15 protein-coding genes and 1 pseudogene are annotated in these 20,553 nt (G+C 42.2%); 7 read left to right on the top strand and 9 right to left on the bottom strand.

The window, feature by feature from the left end:
• Positions 1–115 precede the first annotated feature (115 nt).
• Complete coding sequence (locus V7K44_RS10510; protein ID WP_334931206.1) at positions 116–2,278, bottom strand: serine/threonine-protein kinase; 2,163 nt, start codon at positions 2,276–2,278, stop codon at positions 116–118.
• Between the two features lie 51 nt (positions 2,279–2,329).
• Positions 2,330–4,021, bottom strand: a complete 1,692-nt coding sequence (locus tag V7K44_RS10505) for a serine/threonine-protein kinase (RefSeq protein WP_334931204.1) — start codon at positions 4,019–4,021, stop codon at positions 2,330–2,332.
• A gap of 172 nt (positions 4,022–4,193) precedes the next feature.
• On the opposite strand from V7K44_RS10505, the gene V7K44_RS10500 reads away from it, so the two are divergent.
• Both V7K44_RS10500 and V7K44_RS10495 read left to right on the top strand, forming a co-directional pair.
• A complete protein-coding gene (locus tag V7K44_RS10500) occupies positions 4,194–5,708 on the top strand; it encodes a phenylacetate--CoA ligase family protein (protein ID WP_334931202.1) in 1,515 nt (504 codons plus the stop codon).
• A gap of 318 nt (positions 5,709–6,026) precedes the next feature.
• Entirely contained in the window at positions 6,027–9,923 is a 3,897-nt protein-coding gene (locus V7K44_RS10495) for a beta strand repeat-containing protein (protein WP_334931200.1), read from the top strand.
• Between the two features lie 259 nt (positions 9,924–10,182).
• On the opposite strand, the gene V7K44_RS10490 is transcribed toward V7K44_RS10495, so the two are convergent.
• On the bottom strand, positions 10,183–10,770 hold the full coding sequence (locus tag V7K44_RS10490) for a Uma2 family endonuclease (protein ID WP_334931198.1): 588 nt from the start codon (positions 10,768–10,770) through the stop codon (positions 10,183–10,185).
• A gap of 153 nt (positions 10,771–10,923) precedes the next feature.
• Between V7K44_RS10490 and fni the strand changes: the two genes are divergently transcribed.
• Both fni and sppA read left to right on the top strand, forming a co-directional pair.
• Positions 10,924–11,973, top strand: a complete 1,050-nt coding sequence (fni, locus tag V7K44_RS10485) for a type 2 isopentenyl-diphosphate Delta-isomerase (protein WP_334931196.1) — start codon at positions 10,924–10,926, stop codon at positions 11,971–11,973.
• A 146-nt stretch (positions 11,974–12,119) separates the two neighbouring features.
• Positions 12,120–13,955 carry a signal peptide peptidase SppA gene (sppA, locus tag V7K44_RS10480; RefSeq protein ID WP_334931195.1) on the top strand — a complete coding sequence of 612 codons (1,836 nt, stop codon included), beginning with the start codon at positions 12,120–12,122 and terminating at the stop codon, positions 13,953–13,955.
• A gap of 73 nt (positions 13,956–14,028) precedes the next feature.
• On the opposite strand, the gene V7K44_RS10475 is transcribed toward sppA, so the two are convergent.
• Positions 14,029–14,586, bottom strand: a complete 558-nt coding sequence (locus tag V7K44_RS10475; RefSeq protein ID WP_334931193.1) for an HPP family protein — start codon at positions 14,584–14,586, stop codon at positions 14,029–14,031.
• 201 nt (positions 14,587–14,787) lie between these two features.
• Here V7K44_RS10475 and V7K44_RS10470 point away from each other — a divergent pair.
• Positions 14,788–15,041: pseudogene (locus V7K44_RS10470) on the top strand (hypothetical protein); the annotation flags it as partial.
• Positions 15,042–15,435: 394 nt separating this feature from the next.
• Positions 15,436–15,675: a hypothetical protein gene (locus V7K44_RS10465; protein WP_104909601.1), complete on the top strand. Its 240-nt coding sequence runs from the start codon at positions 15,436–15,438 to the stop codon at positions 15,673–15,675.
• Positions 15,676–15,791: 116 nt separating this feature from the next.
• Here the strand turns inward: V7K44_RS10465 and V7K44_RS10460 are convergent, their stop codons facing one another.
• From V7K44_RS10460 to V7K44_RS10450, 3 genes are all read right to left on the bottom strand, one after another.
• Positions 15,792–15,986 (bottom strand): hypothetical protein, encoded by a 195-nt coding sequence (locus tag V7K44_RS10460; protein WP_334931191.1) that lies wholly within the window; start codon positions 15,984–15,986, stop codon positions 15,792–15,794.
• Between the two features lie 101 nt (positions 15,987–16,087).
• Positions 16,088–16,303 carry a hypothetical protein gene (locus tag V7K44_RS10455; RefSeq protein ID WP_334931189.1) on the bottom strand — a complete coding sequence of 72 codons (216 nt, stop codon included), beginning with the start codon at positions 16,301–16,303 and terminating at the stop codon, positions 16,088–16,090.
• Between the two features lie 42 nt (positions 16,304–16,345).
• Positions 16,346–16,531, bottom strand: coding sequence for a hypothetical protein (locus tag V7K44_RS10450; protein ID WP_334931187.1), 186 nt, complete (start codon positions 16,529–16,531; stop codon positions 16,346–16,348).
• A 625-nt stretch (positions 16,532–17,156) separates the two neighbouring features.
• Between V7K44_RS10450 and V7K44_RS10445 the strand changes: the two genes are divergently transcribed.
• Entirely contained in the window at positions 17,157–18,755 is a 1,599-nt protein-coding gene (locus tag V7K44_RS10445; protein ID WP_334931185.1) for an Hsp70 family protein, read from the top strand.
• Positions 18,756–18,997: 242 nt separating this feature from the next.
• Here the strand turns inward: V7K44_RS10445 and V7K44_RS10440 are convergent, their stop codons facing one another.
• Both V7K44_RS10440 and V7K44_RS10435 read right to left on the bottom strand, forming a co-directional pair.
• Entirely contained in the window at positions 18,998–19,531 is a 534-nt protein-coding gene (locus V7K44_RS10440) for a L,D-transpeptidase (protein WP_334931183.1), read from the bottom strand.
• 448 nt (positions 19,532–19,979) lie between these two features.
• Entirely contained in the window at positions 19,980–20,495 is a 516-nt protein-coding gene (locus V7K44_RS10435) for a L,D-transpeptidase (protein ID WP_334931181.1), read from the bottom strand.
• Between the last annotated feature and the right edge of the window lie 58 nt (positions 20,496–20,553).

The following is a 20,553-nucleotide window of genomic DNA, read 5'->3' as shown; positions in this document are numbered from 1 at the left end:
CTACAATATTTAAGTTAGTAATTAAAAGTTTGTAGTAAGCACTTTAGTGCTTAGAAAATTAAGGACTAAAGTGCTTACTACGAACTTGCTTACCTATCAATTTAAACTTGACAGACTACGAGGGCGTTGTCTCAGGAGTTGGTATTGGTGTAGGTTCAGGAGGTGTGGAGGTTTCAGTAGGCGTGGGAGTTGGTGTGGGCGTAGGTGTTGGCGTCGGCGTGGATGTTTCGGTGGGCGTGGGTGTTGGTGATGGGGGAACTGTGGGATTTTCTGCTGTAATAGTGAGTTGATAATCTACTGGTTTCGTTGCTGTGGAAACTACAACAAACTCATAAAATCCATTTTCTGGTAATTTAGTTGACAAACTACGCTTGGTAGAGTCTTCTAAAAATCGAATTTTGCCAGAGGGTGAATAGACTGATAACAAGACTTGGGAATTTGCTTCTAGCTTCAAGTCCAGAGATTGGTCTTTGGCAAGTCCAGCAATGAATACTTTACCACCACCAGATTGGAGAGTACCATTGACTGTTTTGCTAGTAGCCCCAGGATCAAAAACAAGTTTCTGGAAAGCGCTACCGTCGAGGATAGCACTGAGTCGATCGCTAACAAATCCGTACCAAACTTGTCCAATGGGCTGACCTTGAAAACTTTTACCCCGCTGTTCAGGAAATACACGTAAGAACGCACTATCTCCCAAATCATACAAAGAACGGCTACCAACGTTGATTTTGTTGACTTCTGCTTTCCAGCGATCGCGTTCAGCAGTTGTGTAAGTTCCCAGCTTTTGCCGTGCATTATTACTCAGTGGTGCAAGCTTTTCTAGTAATTCCGAAGCTGTTTTATCCCACTCTGCGCGCAAACTCTCATCTTCAGGGCCATTGCTGAGAGTGCGTCCTCGTAAACTGGGATTTGTATCCCAAAAAACTTGATTCACCAAGTTCACGTAGAAGTTAGAGTCAATACCCAACTGTTGACGGCGATCGCTTAATTTTTCTTTGCGTTCTCGTTCTGCTGGCGAATATTGCGCTAAAGGATCGGTTGGTTGTTCGCCAGTTGGAATGGGACTGGCTGTAGGATTAGGTTCGACTTGCCCGATATCTCGTCTGCCATTCAATCCCCACCAAATTAATCCCACACTACCAGCGACTAGCGCCGCCACAAGAAAGGTTTTTGTTGGTGTCCACCAGGAAGAAGAGGGGGAAGATGAGGGATATGAGGGATATGGAGGGGTTGAGGAAGGAGGAGGAGGTGGGGAGACGGCGACGGTGGCGGATGTGGGTTGTGGTGGAGTGGGATATTGAATTGGCGGATAGTTCGCTGGCGGTGAGTTGAGGGCTTGGAGTACTTGACGGGCTGATTGATAGCGATCGCTTGGTCTGGCAGATAGCATTTTATCTAATACCTGTGCCAAATCTTGACTCAGATTAACTTCCCGTCGCCATTGCCAACTGAGAGTATAGGTATCAATTAGTTCTTGGGGTTGTTTCCCTGTCAGTAAAACCAACATTGTTGCTGCTAAAGCATACAAGTCGCTGTGGGGGGATACTAACCCAGTTTGCATTTGTTCTGGGGGCGCAAATCCGATTTTACCTAATAAGGTTGGTGCTGGCGGAGGTGCAGCCATACCGGGTTGGTAATATTCGGAAGCCACAGTTGCTACTACTTGTTTGACACCGCCAAAATCAATTAAAACTGGCAGTTTGTCAACAGTCCGAAGCATTAAATTATCTGGAGAAATATCTCGATGAATTACTCCTAGTGAGTGAATGTATTCCAACACCGGCAAAATTTGCTGGAACAATTGGCGTATTTCTACTTCTGTAAAGCGCAAACCCTTTTGTATCCGGGCATTTAACAAAGAATTGTAAGTTTCCCCTTCTACATAATCTTGCACCAAAAACAGATATTCTTTGCCCCCTAAATTCAGCCGCAGCAGTTCCCGGAAGCGGGGAATTTGGGGATGTTGCAGTTTATAAAGAACACTTGCTTCTCTCTCAAAGAGTTCTTCAGCTTTTTGGACAACGTAAGCGGTTTGAACTTGAGGGGAAAATTCTTTTAAAACACAAAGTTCGCGGAAACGATTGACATCTTCAGCTAAATAAGTGCGTCCGAAGCCACCTTGGCCAATTTGACGCACAATTACATAGCGATCGCCTAAAGTCAGTCCCGGTTGGATACTATAACTCATGGGCCTATCCAACAAATTTTCGCCACACTGGAGACAAAAGCGACTACCTGGGGAATTTTCATGTCCTTTAGAACAATATATTTTTGTCATTTGTCACTTGTCATTTGTCATTTGTTATTAAGTTACTCTTCCCCAGTCGCCTTATTTGCCAGATTGTACTTTACTGACTCGATCGGCTGCGATCGCATACCAAATTTGACCAAAAGTCTGTTGATTGAGTTTCCTACGCTGCTGATCGGGAAACAACCGATCGAATTTTTCATTGGTGTCTTTGGTCAACTGATCGATTGTATAGTTCCCAAACTGTCCCGATCGCGCTTGTTGTCTCCATGTATCGTAATCTTTTTGACTATAGTTCCCTAATTTACGACGAACTGCTGTACTTAGGTTAGCCTGTTCTAGTTTATCCAATAAATTATCAGCTATATCAGACCATTCATCTCGTAAACCAGCATCTTCAGGTTTAGATGTCAGGCTACGTCCTTTTAATTCTGGCTTTTTTGTATAAAATAAATCATCTACTGTGCGAATAAAAAATCCTTCAGTAATTTCTAACTCTTGACGACGACTGATAATTTTCTGGAGATCGCTATTTTTTCCTTTGTCGCCGGCTGGTTTTCCAGTTGGAAAGTGTGGGATTTGCGGTAATGAAGGTAATGAAATTGATGGGATGGTGATTGAAGTTACGGCCCGAATAGCTGCATTTCCCGCCGCTAAAGTTAAGCCAACTAAAGCCGTTCCCCCTAAACTCATCATAAAAGGGCGAATCCAAACAGGGAAAGTTCTCGGTTTAGCAATCGCTTGCGTTTGCCTCTGGAATCTACTCATAACCGCACTGGCGCGTTGTCTTCCCGGAGCAACGACCATTGTCTTGATCTTGGTGGTAATATAATTGCCTGGAGATTTAGTTGCAGTTGGCGATGGTAAATCTCTGAGGATTTGCTCGGCTCGTTGGTAGCGATCGCTCGGTCTATAAGCCAGCATCTTTTTTAACACTGCTTCTAGTTTGGGACTAACTTGGATTTCCTTGCCCCATCCCCAAATTCCCTGATAGCTATCGTATAATTTCTGCGGTTCTTTACCTGTGATTAACACTAATGTTGTCACCGCTAAAGAGTATAAATCACTACTAAAAAATGCTTTGCCCTGCCGTAGCTGTTCTTCTGGAGCGTAGCCCTTTTTACCCAGCAGAGTGTTATTTCCAACCAACTTGGTACGCCAAAAACCCTGAGAAGCTGGCAATTGCTTAACGCCACCAAAATCAATCAGCACTGGCAAATTATCAGAACGCCGCCATATCAGATTATCGGGAGAGATATCACGATGAATTACATCTCGTGAGTGGATGTAGGATAACACAGGTAAAATCTGTTGCAGGAGGGTAATTACTTCCTCTTCACTAAAGGTTTTGCCTTGACTTTCACGCTGTTCTAATAACTGGTAGTAATTGTCACCATCCACATAATCTTGCACTAAAAAGAAAAAATCTTTACTGCCTATCTTCACTTGTAGCGAGGCGTGAAAACGTGGAATCTGTGGATGCTGGAGTTTTTTCAGGACATTCGCTTCTCTCTCAAATAACTCTTTAGCTTTTTGTAAATCTTGATTTTCTTGTACTTGGGGTGCAAATTCCTTCAGCACACAGGTTTGATGTGATTTATTGATATCTTCCGCCAAATAGGTGCGTCCAAAGCCGCCCTGTCCTAAATGACGGATAATTTGATAGCGATTATCCACAACCTGTCCCACAGCAAGAGGTAATGGTTCACCACAATGGGTGCAAAAGCGGTTACTACCATTATTTGTGTGTTGTTTACTGCAATAGAGCTGCATGGTGCTGAAGGATAAATTAAGGTTTTATTGAATGACTACAACGCGCATACCCTCATTTTCGGATATTCTACGAATTACGTTAGCGCAGCGTTAGGGACGCAGGAGCGTCATTACGAATTACGAATTATTTTAAACGGTGTTGGTTCTACTTCAGGATAAATAAGCAAGCGTCATGAACGGCAAATCAAGACAGCAGCAAGTAATTAAAGCATTTGAAGATTTTTTATCTACCCCTCTAGAAACCATACTGCAAAGGCATCTCAACACTCAAACTTCGGCAGCTTTGAGTTTATTTCACGATGTGGCGGCGAATGTACCAGCCTACAAGGCGTTTTTAGCAGAAAGGGAAATTAATCCCGCGACTATTCAAACCTTAGAGGAGTTTCAAAAACTACCAGCGATCGCTAAACAAAATTATATACTGCGTTATCCCTTACCTGACTTGTGCCGTAACGGACAACTCCAAGAGTGCGACATGATAGCTGCTTCATCAGGTTCTAGTGGGAAACCGACATTTTGGCCTCGTTTTTTCACAGATGAACTCCAAATCGCCACACGCTTTGAACAGATTTTTCACGATAGTTTCTATACAGATACTAGACGTACCCTAGCAGTGATTTGTTTCTCTTTAGGCACTTGGGTAGGTGGGATGTTTACCACTAATTGCTGTCGTTATCTTGCTAGCAAAGGTTATCTCATCACTGTAATTACTCCTGGTAACAACAAAGAAGAAATCTTGCGAGTTGTGCAGGAACTAGGCTCAGGTTTTGAGCAAGTGGTGTTATTGGGATACCCGCCATTTTTAAAAGATGTAATTGATACTGGTATCGCTCGTGGTGTGGAGTGGCAGCAATATCAGATTAAATTAGTGATGGCGGGAGAAGTATTTAGCGAAGAATGGCGGAGTTTAGTTGCCCAAAGAGTTGGTTCGCGAAATCCTTGTTATGATTTTGCATCACTTTACGGCACTGCTGATGCAGGAGTTTTAGGTAATGAAACACCGTTAAGTATCTGCATTCGCCGTTTTTTGGCACAAAATCCCGATGCAGCTAGAGCTTTATTTGGGGAATCGCGTTTACCCACATTAGTACAATACGATCCTTGCAATCGCTTTTTTGAAGTTCAAGATGGCGGATTGCTGTTTTCGGGAGATAACGGTATTCCCTTAGTGCGTTATGACATCTTGGATACTGGCGGGATAATTAGTTATGATGCCATGCTGCAATTTTTAGCTGAATGGGGATTTAACCCGCTTGAAAATCTCTGTTCTGACACTCAAGAATCAGCTAGAGGTATTCATCAGCTACCTTTTGTTTATGTCTTTGGTCGTTCTAATTTTACAGTTTCTTACTTTGGTGCGAATATCTATCCCGAAAATGTAACGGTGGGATTAGAACAACCAGGAATTCAAGAATGGGTGACGGGTAAGTTTGTGTTGCAGGTGAAGGAAGATACTGACAAGAATCGATTTTTATCTGTGGTTGTAGAATTAGCGGTAGGGGTAGAGGGTAGTGAAGATCAAAGACTTGCGATCGCATCTTCTATTCTTTCACAACTGTTACGCCTCAATAGCGAGTTTGCTAATTATGTTCCCGCAGAATATCAAACACCACAAGTTGCATTAGCGCCAATGGGTGATTTTGAATATTTCCCGATTGGGGTAAAACATCGTTATACCCGTCAATAAGACAATATAGAATTAATTTTTGTTAGAGGCGACACGTGGTAGAGTTACACAGATTTCCTGCTACCAATGGGATATATATTTTTTCCTAAAAAAATATATATCTCATTGTAAGCGGTATTTGAGATAGCTAGATAATTACTACTTGCAAGTTCCTTAACAGGGTGAATATTGAAATAAAAATTGTTTTCTCACAAGGGTGACTAAAAGTATGCCGAAAAAGTTAATTTTTGATGAGTTATTTGTGCCATAAAACAGCACTAGCTACAAATTGACAACTGAAAGTTACTGAAAAAATCGATTTAGATAGGTAGGAAGGTTATGGCAAATATCAATGGCACTAACGGCAATGATACCCTCTATGGGACAACGAGTAATGACCTGATTAATGGTTTAGTAGGTGACGATAAACTATACGGTAACAGAAGCTACGACATCCTCAACGGTGATGCTGGTGACGATTACTTGAATGTTGACTATTCATCAGGCAATACTACCCTCAACGGTGGCACTGGTGATGATACCTTAAATGCTGAAGATTCATCAGGCAATAACTTGCTCTTTGGAGGCGATGGCAATGATACTCTCTTGACCTCTAACTTAAATGCCACATCTCCCTATCGTAGTAACACCCTTAACGGTGGCAATGGGAATGACACTTTTTTTTATAGTGACAATATTAACAATAACTTTACAACTGGTGGCAGCGGCAAGGATAAATTTGTTTACACTATCAACGTCGGAAGTGCTTCTGGTACCATCACCGATTTCAATGGTCTTGGTAAAGGCTCAAACCCATCAGTGGCGGTGATTGCCGAAGCAGATACCTTGCAATTTACAGGATCTGAGCAATTGACTGCCAAAAATTTGCAATTAACTCAAAATGGTAACGATTTAGAAATCACCTTTGAAGGAGTGCCTTCTTCCAAAGTGGTCTTGCAAAACTTTGCCCTGGAAAACCTAGACAATTTAGCCCAGGTCGGCAATATCCTGTTTAATGGGCAAACTACCATCAAGGACAGCTTTGATGTCTTCAATTCTAACTCCACTAAAAGCACTATCTTTAACAAGAATACAGTCACTTTCCTTAACGACCTCTCCAACAATGTCAACGGCTTTGACAACTCAGATGATGTCATCAATGGTCAAGGAGGCGATGATATTATTGATGGCAAAAGTGGCAACGACCTTTTGAGAGGTGGCGCAGGCAATGATACTCTCATTGGGGGTGATGGCAATGATACTCTCATTGGAGGCGCCGGCAATGACACTCTTGACACTGGTGCGGGAAATAATATCCTAAACGGTGGCGCTGGTGATGATTTCTTAAATGTTAAGGATTTGATAGGCGATTATAGTTTCGGTTTCGATGCTAGCGATCCAAAAGCCAATAACTTGCTCTTTGGAGGTGATGGCAATGATACTCTCTTCGCCTATGACATCTATGGTAATAACACCCTCAACGGTGGCAATGGAAATGACACATTTTATAGTGGTGCGTATAACATCATTTATAGTGGTGCTGATTCGCTCAATAAAATTTTAACTGGCGGCAGCGGCAAGGATAAATTTGTTTTTCAGCGGGATGTCTTTGATAGTGGTACTATTACCATCACGGATTTCGATGGCATTGGTAAAGGCTCAAACCCATCAGCAGCGGTGATTGCCCAAGCGGATAGCTTGCAATTTAGAAGAACTGATTTTGATGACACATTAATTGTGAGAAATCTGCAATTAACTCAAAATGGTAACAACACTGAAATCACTTTTGAAAATGCGCTTGCTTTCAAAGTGGTCTTGCAGAACTTTGCCCTAGAAAACCTAGACAATTTAGCCCAGGTCAGCAATATCGTGTTTGATGGGCAAACTAGCACCACAGATAGCTTTGATGTCTTCGATACCAACTCCACCCAAAGCACCATCTTCAACAAAAACACAGTCACCTTCCTTAACGACCTCTCCAACAATATCAACGGCTTTGATAATTCGGATGATGTAATCAATGGCCAAGCAGGTGATGACATTATTGACGGGAAAAGTGGCAACGACCTTTTGAGAGGTGGCGCAGGCAATGATACTCTCATTGGTGGTTTTGGTGACGATGTTCTATCGGATAATTCCGATTTAACAGGCTATAATCTGCTCTCTGGGGGCGATGGGAATGATTCTCTTGATACCTCTCCCACCCTCTTTGGACTCGGCCCTAACGGATACGACTTCTATGGCTATGTGTCTGGCAACAACACTCTCAACGGTGGGGCTGGTGACGATACCTTGAGTGCTGGCCTTTCAACAGGCGATAATCTGCTCTCTGGGGGGGATGGCAATGATTCTCTTGATGCTAGAGGCTTCTATGACTTTGAATTCGGAGTCTTTGGCACTTCTGGGAATAACACGCTCGATGGTGGCGCTGGTAACGATACCTTAAATGTTAACTATGCATCAGGTAATAACCTACTAAAGGGGGACGATGGGAATGATTATCTCTCTGCCTCAAGGAAGGACTACATCCAAGGCTATGCTCCCTCTGGGAATAACACGCTCGATGGTGGCGCTGGTAACGATACCTTAAATGTTGACTCTGCAATAAGCGATAACCTCCTCTCTGGGGGCGATGGCAATGATTCCTTCTATGTAAGCAGCGGTAATAGTGGCTCCTCTAACTTCGTGACTCAAACGGTAGATGGGGGGATAGGTGACGATTTTTTGTCTGCCAATTACGGTGGTTCTGGAGGAATCACAACGACATTCAATGCCACTACTAACATTGGCTCAATTACAGCAGGCACGAATCGGGTTAGTTACAAAAATATCGAACGATTGAGTATCTCAGGTACAAGCTCCAATGACAACATTGTGGGGAACGATGGCAACGATACGCTCTCTGGGGGGGATGGTGGCAATGATACGATCAATGGGGGGATAGGTTACGATTTGTTGACCGTGCGTTTCGGCGATCCTGGTGGAGGAATCACAACGACATTCAATGCTACTACTAACATTGGCTCAATTACAGCAGGCACGAATCGGGTTAGTTACAAGAATATCGAACGATTGAGTATCTCAGGTACATATTTAGATGACAATATTGTGGGGAACGATGGCAACGATACGCTCTCTGGGGGCGATAGTGGCAATGATACAATCGATGGGGGGATAGGTGAAGATTTATTGACCGTGCGTTTCGGCAATCCTACTAGAGGAATCACTTCAACTTTCAATGCCACTACTAACATTGGCTCGATTACGGCAGGCACAGATCGGGTTAGTTACAAGAATATCGAACAATTAAATATCTCAGGTACATCCTTAAATGACAATATTGTGGGGAGCAATGGCAACGATACGCTCTCTGGGGGCGATGAAATCTATAGCAATTATGGTGGCAATGACACTCTCAACGGCGGTGCGGGTAACGATTACTTAAGCGCTAAGTTTTCAGATGGTAATAACCTGGTGGATGGTGGTGATGGCAATGATACTCTTTTTGCCTATGGCGACTACAATGACTACCAAGGTAATTTCTCTCTCTTTGCTATTTCTGGGAATAACACCCTCAATGGTGGCGCTGGCGATGATAACTTAGTTACTAACTATTCATCAGGTAATAACCTACTGAATGGGGACAATGGCAATGATACTCTCACCGTTTCTGGTTCAGTCTCCTTATACTCCTTATATGAAGTTTATACTGTCTCTGGCAGTAACACGCTCAACGGTGGTGCTGGTAACGATCGCTTGATTGTTAATTATTCATCAGGTGCTAATCTCCTCTCTGGTGGTGATGGTAATGATACTCTTACAGCCTCTGGTGCCTCTGGTAATAACGCACTCATTGGTGGTAATGGCAACGACTATCTGACAGGTGGCAATGGCAATGATAGCCTAATTGGAGGAGTTGGTATTGATACCTTTGCTTTCAATAGCTACAATGAAGGTGTTGACAGTATTTATAACTTTAATGCCACTAATGAAATCATTCAGGTATCGGCTGCTAGTTTTGGTGGCGGGTTATTAATAGGTTCACTTCAGAAAAGTCAGTTTACCATCGGAACATCTGCAACGACGATCGCTCAACGATTTATCTACAACAGTGCGACAGGTGGACTATTCTTTGACCAAGATGGCAGTGCGTCTGGGTTTACTCAGGTAAAATTTGCCCAACTATCAGCTGGATTGTCACTAACCGAAAACAATTTTGTGGTTATTGAATCATGATTAGCAGTCTCACCATTATTCTAAGTATGAGTTGTGAGGTGCTATTCTAAGCACTTCGCCTTTGATTGCTCAATACAAGTTATTTTGCTCTGCGATCGCCATTTTGTTGAGTCATCAGATGTTTCACTATCGCCTTCTAGCCATTTAAAGACGAACTGCCGCGATCGCGTCTGCTAACTTTTACCTACCATACTTTCACTAATCTCAGGCGATCGCTTTTAATTGGCGATCGCAATTATAATGATGTTTGTCTACTGTTTTATTCCTCAATCAACTCAAAATTCACCCGTTCGTAAATATCACGCAAGGTAATTTTAAAATCGATAGAATTTAAGACTAAAACTGCATCTTCACCTTCATATTCCTTAAAAATCCATTGACCTTCTGCTTGCTTGGCAAATTGTTCCACAGCAAAACTATACTGGTCAATCATGATATATTCTTGAAAACCAGGAATTGAACGATAATATTTAAACTTATCTGTTTTGTCATAATTTTTAGTTGAATTTGATAAGACTTCAACAATTAACAAGGGATTAGTAATAATTGTTGTACCTGTTCCCTCGTAAATAGGCTTACCTTTGATGACCATAACATCAGGATAAGTATTAATGCGATAACGAGGTATTGATAATTTAACATCGCCTATATATATGTTATAATTTTGTTCTTGTACTGTCAGGGGAAATTTTTTGTAAAAATTACCTGCAATGTTGTTGTGGTTAGTTGTTCCTCCTGTCATGGGTATAATTTCTCCGTCTCTGTATTCATTTTTATATTCAGCTTTCTCTTCTAATTCCAAATATTCTTCTGGGGTGTAGTAGCGCTTTTCTGTTTGTAAAACCATATTAATTAACTCATAAAATGAGGGAATAGGTATGTTATCAATAGCGTAACGTACCTTCAAGATAGCCAAAATAAATATTTTTGTTATCAAAAGACGGTTGCAGACAATGTAACAATAGCGATCGCAAGTCAATACTTTTAGTCATACCCACCAGTGAACGCCCCTACCAATATCTCTGCACAAACTCAGAATCGCAAAGCCGATCACATTCGCATCTGCTTAGAAGAAGACGTTCAGTGCGATCAAATCACCAATGGACTGGAACGTTATCGTTTCACCCATTCTTGCTTACCCGAACTCAACCACAATGATATTGATATCAGTACAACTTTCCTGGGGAAACACCTTGACGCACCCTTGTTAATTTCTTCCATGACTGGCGGAACAGAACAAGCCGCAATCATTAACCAACGTTTGGCCCAAGCCGCACAACACTACAAAATTGCAATGGGTGTCGGTTCCCAGAGGGTAGCGGTGGAAAAACCCCAGGTGGCTGATACTTTTGCTATCCGCAAGTATGCGCCCGATGTTCTACTATTTGCGAACTTGGGGGCTGTGCAACTTAACTATAAGTACGGCTTAGATGAATGTCTACGGGTAGTTGATATCTTAGAGGCTGATGCCCTGATTTTACACATTAACCCTCTACAAGAGTGCATTCAACCCAAAGGTGATACTAATTTCCGTGGCTTGCTTGACAAGATATCTGATTTGTGCAGTAAGATGCCAGTGCCAGTAATTGCAAAGGAAGTTGGTAACGGAATTTCAGCAGCGATCGCCCAAAAACTTTTCGCTTCTGGAGTAGCAGCAATTGATGTCGCTGGTGCGGGGGGTACTTCTTGGGCAAAAGTAGAAAGCGAACGGGCAGAAAGTCCCTTGCTACGTCGCTTAGGGAGGACTTTTGCAGATTGGGGTTTACCGACGGCAGAGTGTATTACAACTATTAGAGCGATCGCTCCAAATGTACCCTTAATTGCTTCAGGAGGTTTACGTCATGGATTGGATGTTGCAGCCGCGATCGCCTTGGGAGCAGATATAGCTGGTTTAGCAATGCCTTTTTTGCAAGCAGCAGCAACATCAGAGACAGCAGTTGCGGAACTGGCTGAAGTATTAATCGCTGAAATCACCACAGTCTTATTTTGTACTGGCAATGCTACCTTGTATCAGTTAAAGCACTCTGGTAGTTTACAGGGCATAGAATAGGTAAATAGATCATTTGTAAATGCTCAATCTCCCTCAAGAGTGCTGAGTGGGGAATCTCACTTTTTTACTCAGAACTGGCTCAATGCCCCGCTACCGCTAACGGAAATGTTTTGCCCCATACCCAATAACTAATAACTAAATAACTAATGCGTAATTTTATCAAACAAACTTTTGCTAGTTTAGTTGGCACTTTACTAGGACTAATTATTTTCGGTGGTTTGGGAACCACTGGACTGTTCTTGCTGATATTGGCTGCTAGCTCGTCTAAAGATACTGGGCCAAATGTGAAAGATAAGTCAGTGTTGGTTTTTGACTTGTCAATGAAAATTACTGATAGCGAACCTAGTTCCGGGGAACTGTTTCAAAACACAATATCAGGTGTCGATGAAGATAGAATGGCACTCCGCAAAGTTGTGGAAACTTTGGAAAAGGCGCGACGCGATCCGCGCATTGTCGGGATCTATGTGGATGCAACAAATGCCAGCCAAGCTGGTAACGTCGGCTATGCCTCTCTAAAAGAAATTCGGAAAGCGCTGGAAGAGTTTCGCGCTGCGGGGAAAAAGATTGTTGCATACGGCAGTGATTGGAGTGAAAAGGAATATTACGTTAGTTCAGTGGCAGATTCCATTGTCCTTAATCCTCTGGGGATGATGGAAGTTAACGGTTTGAGTTCACAACCAATGTTTTTAGCGGGAGCATTACAGAAGTATGGCATTGGGGTTCAAGTCGTGCGAGTAGGAAAATTTAAAGGGGCTGTTGAACCGTTTATTCTTAACAAGTTGAGTCCAGAAAACCGCGAACAAACTCAGAAATTGTTGGATGATGTTTGGGGAGAGTGGCGCACTGCTGTCGGCGCAAGTCGCAAAATTGAACCTGATAAATTGCAAGCGATCGCAGATAATCAGTCTTTACTAGAAGCCACACAAGCCAAAACTAGCGGTTTAGTCGATCGAGTACAATACCCCGATGAAGTTGTCGCTGACCTCAAAAAGTTGACAAATAGCGATAAAGAAGACAAAACATTCCGACAAATTAGCCTGAATAGCTACGCACAAGTTTCTGGTAAATCTTTAGGTGTAGAACGTAACTCCAAAAATCAAATTGCCATTGTTTATGCTGAGGGCGAAATTGTCGATGGTAAAGGAGAAGATGGGCAAGTAGGAGGCGATCGCTTTGCGAAAATCTTCAACAGACTGCGACAAGATAAGGATGTGAAAGCAGTTGTATTACGGATTAATAGTCCTGGTGGAAGCGCTACCGCAGCTGAAGTCATGCAGCGAGAAGTGAAATTAACTCGTGAGGTAAAACCAGTTGTAGTATCAATGGGTGATGTCGCCGCCTCTGGTGGTTATTGGATTGCTAGCGACTCTAATCGCATTTTTGCAGAACCAAATACCATTACAGGTTCCATAGGAGTGTTTGGGATGCTATTCAATGGGGAAAAGCTGGCTAATAATAATGGTATTACTTGGGATTCAGTGAAAACTGCACGCTATGCTGATAGTCAAACAGTTTCCCGTCCGAAATCGCCTCAAGAGTTAGAAATTTATCAGCGCAGTGTTAACCGTATTTATAATATGTTTCTGAATAAAGTTTCTCAAGGTCGCAAACTCCCAGAACAAAAAGTAGCAGAAATTGCCCAAGGAAGGGTTTGGTCGGGTGAGGCGGCCAAAGAAATTGGTTTGGTGGATGAAATTGGTGGTTTAGATAGTGCGATCGCATATACTGCCAAGCAGGCGAAACTAGGAGAAGACTGGGAAGTGCAAGAATATCCTCGCACTAGCACCTTCGGAGAACGCTTTTTTGGTCGGGCAACAGAAGAGGCACGGACTGCTTTAGGGATTGAAGCGGCGCAACTTAAATCAGCCAATCCTCTCACTACGGAATTCCAAAAATTGCAACAGGAAGTAGAGATTTTGCAAAAGATGAACGATCCGCAAGGGGTTTATGCCCGCTTGCCTTTCAACTTGAAGATTGAGTAATTTTTTGTAGGGGCAATTCATGAATTGCCCCTACATTGTACTTGATACGATTAATTTTTCTCTAGAGACAATGTTATAACCAGTGCTTTGGATACGTCCTTTCTGCTGCCAAATTATTAAAGATCACAGCGCATAGCACTAGAATCATCGATCCCTCAAAGGCAGGTGTTAGCAGAAATTGCCAGTCCGGTTTCGTCATCATAACGACTAATGCAACAGCACCCGAAGGTGGGTGTACAGTTCCGGTAAACTGCATAATTGCGATCGCACTAGAAACAGCCATTCCCATTGCCAAGGGAGAGGAACCGAAAAAATGCAGAATTATCAGACTCACTATAGCAGCTAAAAGATTACCCCCAATGACATTACGAGGTTGAGCCAAAGGACTATCAGGGACACCAAATATCAAGACACTTGTAGCACCAAAAGGAGCCATCAGCAAGGGAGAATTAGTTTTGACAGCAAGGTAGGACGTTGCTGTGATGGCTAAAAAACTACCGATCCAACTCCAAAAAACATGCCGATGATGAGGTTTTTCTATTGGACAGGTTAGCGGACACAAGCGCCATCTACCAAAGGTTTTAAACCAATAATTTTGCCACTTCAACCGAACTTTTTTACTATCGATCATGAATCAACCACTCGATACTCATGACTCCTTGAATTGACTGAGCAAGGCTTTGCTTAAGTTACAATAACATGATATTTGCAAAAAAAGTCTCTAAAAAGTATCTAAATACACAGATTTTTTTGTTTTATTGAAGTTCTACCTAAATAGGCTAATTTGAACAGCGAGGCGGATGAGTTGGCCTTGCCAAGGTCGTAATCAGGAGAACGCTTTTTTGGGCGGGCAACACAAGAAGCGCGGACTACTTTCGGTGAGGGGACGCAACTCAAACAATCCAATCCCCTCGCCGCTGAATTTTAGAAATTACAACAGGAAGTAGAGATTCTGCAAAAGATGAAAAACTCCACCCACAAGGGGATAGAGTTTTTGGGCATGGGGCATGGAGTTTCCCGCCGCTTTCAATGAACGATCCACAGGGGGTCTACGCCCGCTTGCCTTTCAACTTGAAGATTGAGTAGATATTTTTTTGAGCATCAGTGGGCAACAACTCACCGAATACTACGTCAAACTAGTTTTGAGGATTTGTAGGAAGGATTTTAATCCTTGTTTTCTCAAGACTAAAGTCCTACCCACCCATCAATATTAAGACAGACTACTACAGCGATACACATAAGTTAGCCTCTTAAGCCATAAACCAGCTGACATTTGCTGCTTGGATGTGTAAAAGTAGTTAAGAGTCAACTAAAGTTTCTAACCTTTGACAGAATTTTAGATTTGGAATTTTGCTGAAGCAGCCCGATTAAACAATGGCTCAAGTATGGAAAAATCTAAAATTTTTTATCTAAACCAAGTGTAGTTACACACTTTCCCAATTTAAAGTCTAAAATACAAAATTGAGTAAAACATCCATCTATGGCTAGAAAAACACAACGTCTTCTGCTGCTAATTGTTTCCTGTAGTATAACTGGTGTAATTTTAGGAGGTACTGCTGGTTGGGCAGAAAGTAGTCTCTGCTTGGAAGACAGTAAAGTTACAAGTGAGTGCCTAACCCAAGATCCATTCCAAAAAACTATCCAAGGAATGAGTACTGGATTGTTAGCTGGGGCTGGGGCCGCTTTTGGTGCAGTCTGGCAGTTACGGAATGAGGATTGAGCATGAATTACCACTAACCCGAAGTTTAGGGTTAGATTAGTTTTTTGTACTAATTAGCCAGTGTCTCCACTTTGAATTTCGCCCAGCATAAAGTCATGTGGGTCAATTATGCTGATTTATGTGGCTTTGGAAGAATACCGATCTATTAATGCACAAGCAAATTTCTGGTGTTGTTCAGCTAGATGTTGAGGGTAGATGAACTGAGCATTGCCCATGAAGCGGTACACCCAGCGACAAAACTCCTCCAGCGATCGCTCAGGAAGTTTAACAATATAATCTACGTAAGTAGGTTTGCTATGTGTCTTATTCATAAGTCTGGGTTAATAACCTGGATTCGTGAACGAAATAATCAGCTGTTTGGTCACTTGCGTTGTTTTATTGACAAATCAACGCAGTCATAGCGCGATCGTAATTAATCAATCACTAACTTCCAACTTCCACCAACTAGCTGGTGAAGTTGTAAGTTTAAGTCGGAAGTTACTGCAACGCGCAACGCTACCACCGTTTGTAGAAAAGATGCAAGAGCGCGGCAACCATCATTGAGAAAAGTTCGCCTTATAAAAACCGGGGTTAATCGCTGCAACACCACCTCTATCTGGAAGTTGACCTGCTCTTGGATGCGCCACATGATGAAATCAAGCCGCTGTAACTTTATTTTAAGAACGGAGATTTATGGTGTTCCTCTGGGCTTAAAGGCAATTTCCAAAAGTTTGGTAGCCGCTTCTAACTTTGATTTATCAACTACATAATCTTCTGAGGTAATAACTTTTTCTACATACTTAGCTGCTTCTGCCGCTGCTTTCCATAGCGATGTCACAGCCTCGGTCTGATAGTCCTTCTCATTTGTGTTTGGCATTACAAACTGCTCATCAATTTACACTTCACTGTAGCGTTAATTTTCTTACATAGCATCTGTAACTACATCCTTTTACTACTGAAAAATTTTCAGTAAAAATACTTATTTTTTGAATCGTCTGTAGTGTTAACTTACAAACAGAGGGTCAATCCTTCCCCCGCATCTACCACACTGCTTAAGCAGTAGGTTCTGGTCGAGATGTAGGTGTCAATAAAAAAGGTAAATAATATGCCACAACGCAAAACAAGCGCTGAAGTGGCTAAAACAGCCTCAAAAATACTTCGTGATGGCAGGACTAGCAAAGATAGCAAGTCCGTCGCGGGTTCCGCTCTCTCACAGCGGGCACCTAAACCTAAGAAGAAGAAGTAAGCTGTCTTAGCTCTGGGGATCTGACCTCTACTGAGGTTAGCTCCCCTATTTTATGCCAAAAATTGCCTATCACTCAATTGGTAATGACCTTAGCAGACGGTTGCCCAATCGCAGTAGACTTACAGACTGAATCGATATCTGGGTTGGGATACAAAGAAGTAAGCATCTGGGCGCATTTGCATTCTTGATAACTTATAGAGAATAATCACAAAGAAAGCAGCTTTGGCATCTTCGTGCGAGAGAATAAATATAAAATATGGCGATCGCAATCGATTTTGGTACTAGCAACACAGTGATTGCTCGTTGGAACCCTGTAACCCAACAGCCAGAAACCCTGACTCTACCAGGCTTATCAATTAAACAAAGTCTCAATCCGCCACTGATTCCCAGCTTGGTTTATGTGGAAGACGCAAGTCAAAATCAAGTCTTAGTCGGGCAACAAGTACGCGATCGCGGTCTTGACCTCAAAGGCGAAACGCGATTTTTCCGCAGCTTCAAACGCGGTATTGGTGCAGATATTCAAGGTTTTTTACCCGAACTAGATGGGCAAATTGTCACCTTTGAACAAGTAGGGCAATGGTTCCTCACCAAAGTAATTGAACAACTAGCGCCTCTGGAAGGTGGCTTAGATTCTCTAGTCTTAACCGTACCTGTAGACAGTTTTGAAGCCTATCGTCACTGGTTGGGGAAAGTTTGTCAAGCTCTCCCCGTCGAACAAGTGCGAATGCTGGATGAACCCACAGCCGCCGCCTTGGGTTATGGCTTGGCAGATCAAGAAATTCTCTTGGTGATTGACTTTGGTGGCGGTACTTTAGATTTGTCCCTTGTCCGGTTGGATCGAGGTGTGCAAGCAACAACCAAACCGCTGGGATTTATCCTCAAGTGGGGTAATAAGTCCTTAGCTGAAGATTCAAAACAAAAAGTTAAAACTGCCCGTGTCTTGGCGAAAGCTGGGCAAAATCTGGGCGGTACTGATATTGATAACTGGTTAGTAGATTACTTTGCCAAAACTCAAGAGTTGGCGGTAAGTCCCTTGACAACACGATTGGCAGAACGGGTAAAAATTCAGCTATCAACCCAAAACCAAGCTAGTGAAGTTTATTTTGATGATGAGACATTTGAAAGTTATGAACTGGAACTAAACCGCGATACTTTTGAAAATATCCTCAAAGAACACGCATTTTTTGAGTTACTCGATGAATCAATGACGACACTGTTGCAGCAAGCAAAACGGCAAGGGATAGAACTTCCAGATATTAATGCAGTTTTGTTAGTTGGTGGAACAGTGCAATTGCCAGCAGTGCAGACATGGATCAAACAGTATTTTGAGCCAGAAAAAATCCGTTGCGAACGTCCATTTGAAGCGATCGCTCAAGGTGCATTACAGTTAGCACAAGGGATACAAATCAAAGACTTTCTTTACCATAGTTATGGTATCCGCTACTGGGATCGCCGCAACCAGCGTCACAAATGGCATTCTTTAATTAAAGCTGGACAGGCATACCCAATGAGTCAAGCAGTGGAATTAGTCTTAGGCGCTTCTGTAGAAAATCAGCCCAGTATTGAACTAATTATGGGAGAATTGGGAGCAGATACAGGTAGTACTGAAGTTTATTTTGATGGCGATCGCTTAATTACTCGCCGTATGGACAATAGTGAAACCAGCGTCAAACCCCTCAACGATCGAGAAGGTGCGAAGACAATTGCCCAACTGACACCAGCCGGATATCCTGGAAGCGATCGCATAAAAATTCTCTTTCAAGTTGATGAACAACGCTTTTTGCGAATTACCGTTGAAGACTTGTTAACTAATGACACACTTTTGGAGAATCAACTTGTGGCACAGTTGAGTTAAATATAATGCACATTATTAGTCGGGAAAAGCTGCGCGAATTTTGCCAAAATTATGCTGATTCCTGTGATGCACTTAAAAACTGGTACTAATCTTGCCCAAGTACAAGCAGTTTATCCTCAAACAGAAGCTGTTGGGAATTTTACTGTTTAGGTCACTCTAGCAAGATGTATAGACAGGTGCTTAACTCCATGAACACACCCGTCTATACATCAAAGGAAGAATTGCAACTCTTAAATTACGAATTATTTCCGCACCACTACTAAAGTTCCTGTTGAAGCCCAGTTGTAAAGATTACGAGCTTGCTTAACAGGTAAATTTACGCAACCGTGACTGACTGGAGTCCCAAAACGATTATGCCAATAAGCGCCGTGAATGGCATACCCTCTGTAAAAATACATTGTGTAAGGAACGTCAGGAATGTTGTAGCCTCTGCCTCGCATTCTGTTAATACGATACTTAGAATTAATCCGAAACCTACCTATGGGTGTAGGAGTCGCTCGCTTACCTCCAGAAATGCGATATGAATGAACAAGTTTATTACCTTCCCATGCACGTAAACGTTGCTCTGACAAATCAATTTCAATCCAGCGAGGTTGGCTAATATTATTAGATACAGTGATGCTGTTTTCATCGACTGACGTGGCTGTTGCTGTAGTCGAGTTGGGTGTACCTGTTAACGGCGATGACCAAGAGAATAAAGTCACCACCATCAGCGCCACGCCTGAACAAAAAGTTCCTGAAGAACGAATTCCATTACTGCGAATCCAGGATTGCATTATGCCTCACCTTCTAAACTACGTAAAAATCATCAAGTGAAGTAATTTTCTGGAAATTTGTAGTTTTCCAGAAAATTACTTGCTTTCTGTGCAGGATTTACGCAGTTCATCTTTTATTTGTCACTTGTCATTTATTCTTGGTTCAATGATGACTAATGACCAATGACTAATTACAAAGGACAATCTTTACAAAAATCTGTCATTTAAATGCTTAAATATAAACTTTCCCCAAATTTATGTTTGCATTTGTAATTTCATAGAGGAATTGTCAGGATTCCCGCTTATTTTTTGGGCAAATCGTTAAATGCCCTTTTCTAAATTTTATTTCAAATTCAGTAATTCCGACTCCGAAGATTCCCAGCAATATTTTATGCTGGGAATCACTTAATTGTCTTGATTTGTTGTTATTTATAATTTTACCTAAATTGCCTTTTGGCTACTTCACCTACTATTTATGAATAACTATTGGTGTCCCTACCGATGCCCACTCGAATAGCCATTTTGCATGTTTAGGTGCGATATTCACACAACCGTGGCTCACTGGAGTGCCAAATTTCTTATGCCAGTAAGCTCCGTGAATAGCGTAATTACCTTGGTAAAACATCGCATAAGGAACGTTGGGAACGTTGTAGTTTTCTCCCTGCATCCGCGTAGTTTTAAACTTGGATTGAACCTTAAAAGTACCGACAAGAGTAGGAGTGGCTTTTTTGCCAGAGGAAATAGCACTTCCATAAACAACTTTGTCACCTTGCCAAGCTATTAATCTTTGCTTGGAAAGATCAATTTGAATCCAGCGCTGATTTGATTGTTGTAATGTCTGGATTTTTTGTGCAATTACTTGAGTTTTGGAATTCGCCCAAACTTCACTGGTTCCAGTAGTAGTAAAAACACTTAGGGACAGTACTGTACCAGTGAGGATTATTTGTAAGCGACGCACCCAGTCAGGAGAAATTTGTCTTTTCATTTTAGATACACTCACACTCAAATCATGGGGTCTTGAGAAACTTATCAGGTTTCACCTT

It is taken from the genome of Nostoc sp. (assembly GCF_036917235.1).
GTDB lineage: Bacteria > Cyanobacteriota > Cyanobacteriia > Cyanobacteriales > Nostocaceae > Nostoc.
The sequence above is the reverse complement of the archived record's forward strand: the minus strand, read 5'-3'. Positions and strand labels throughout refer to the sequence as shown.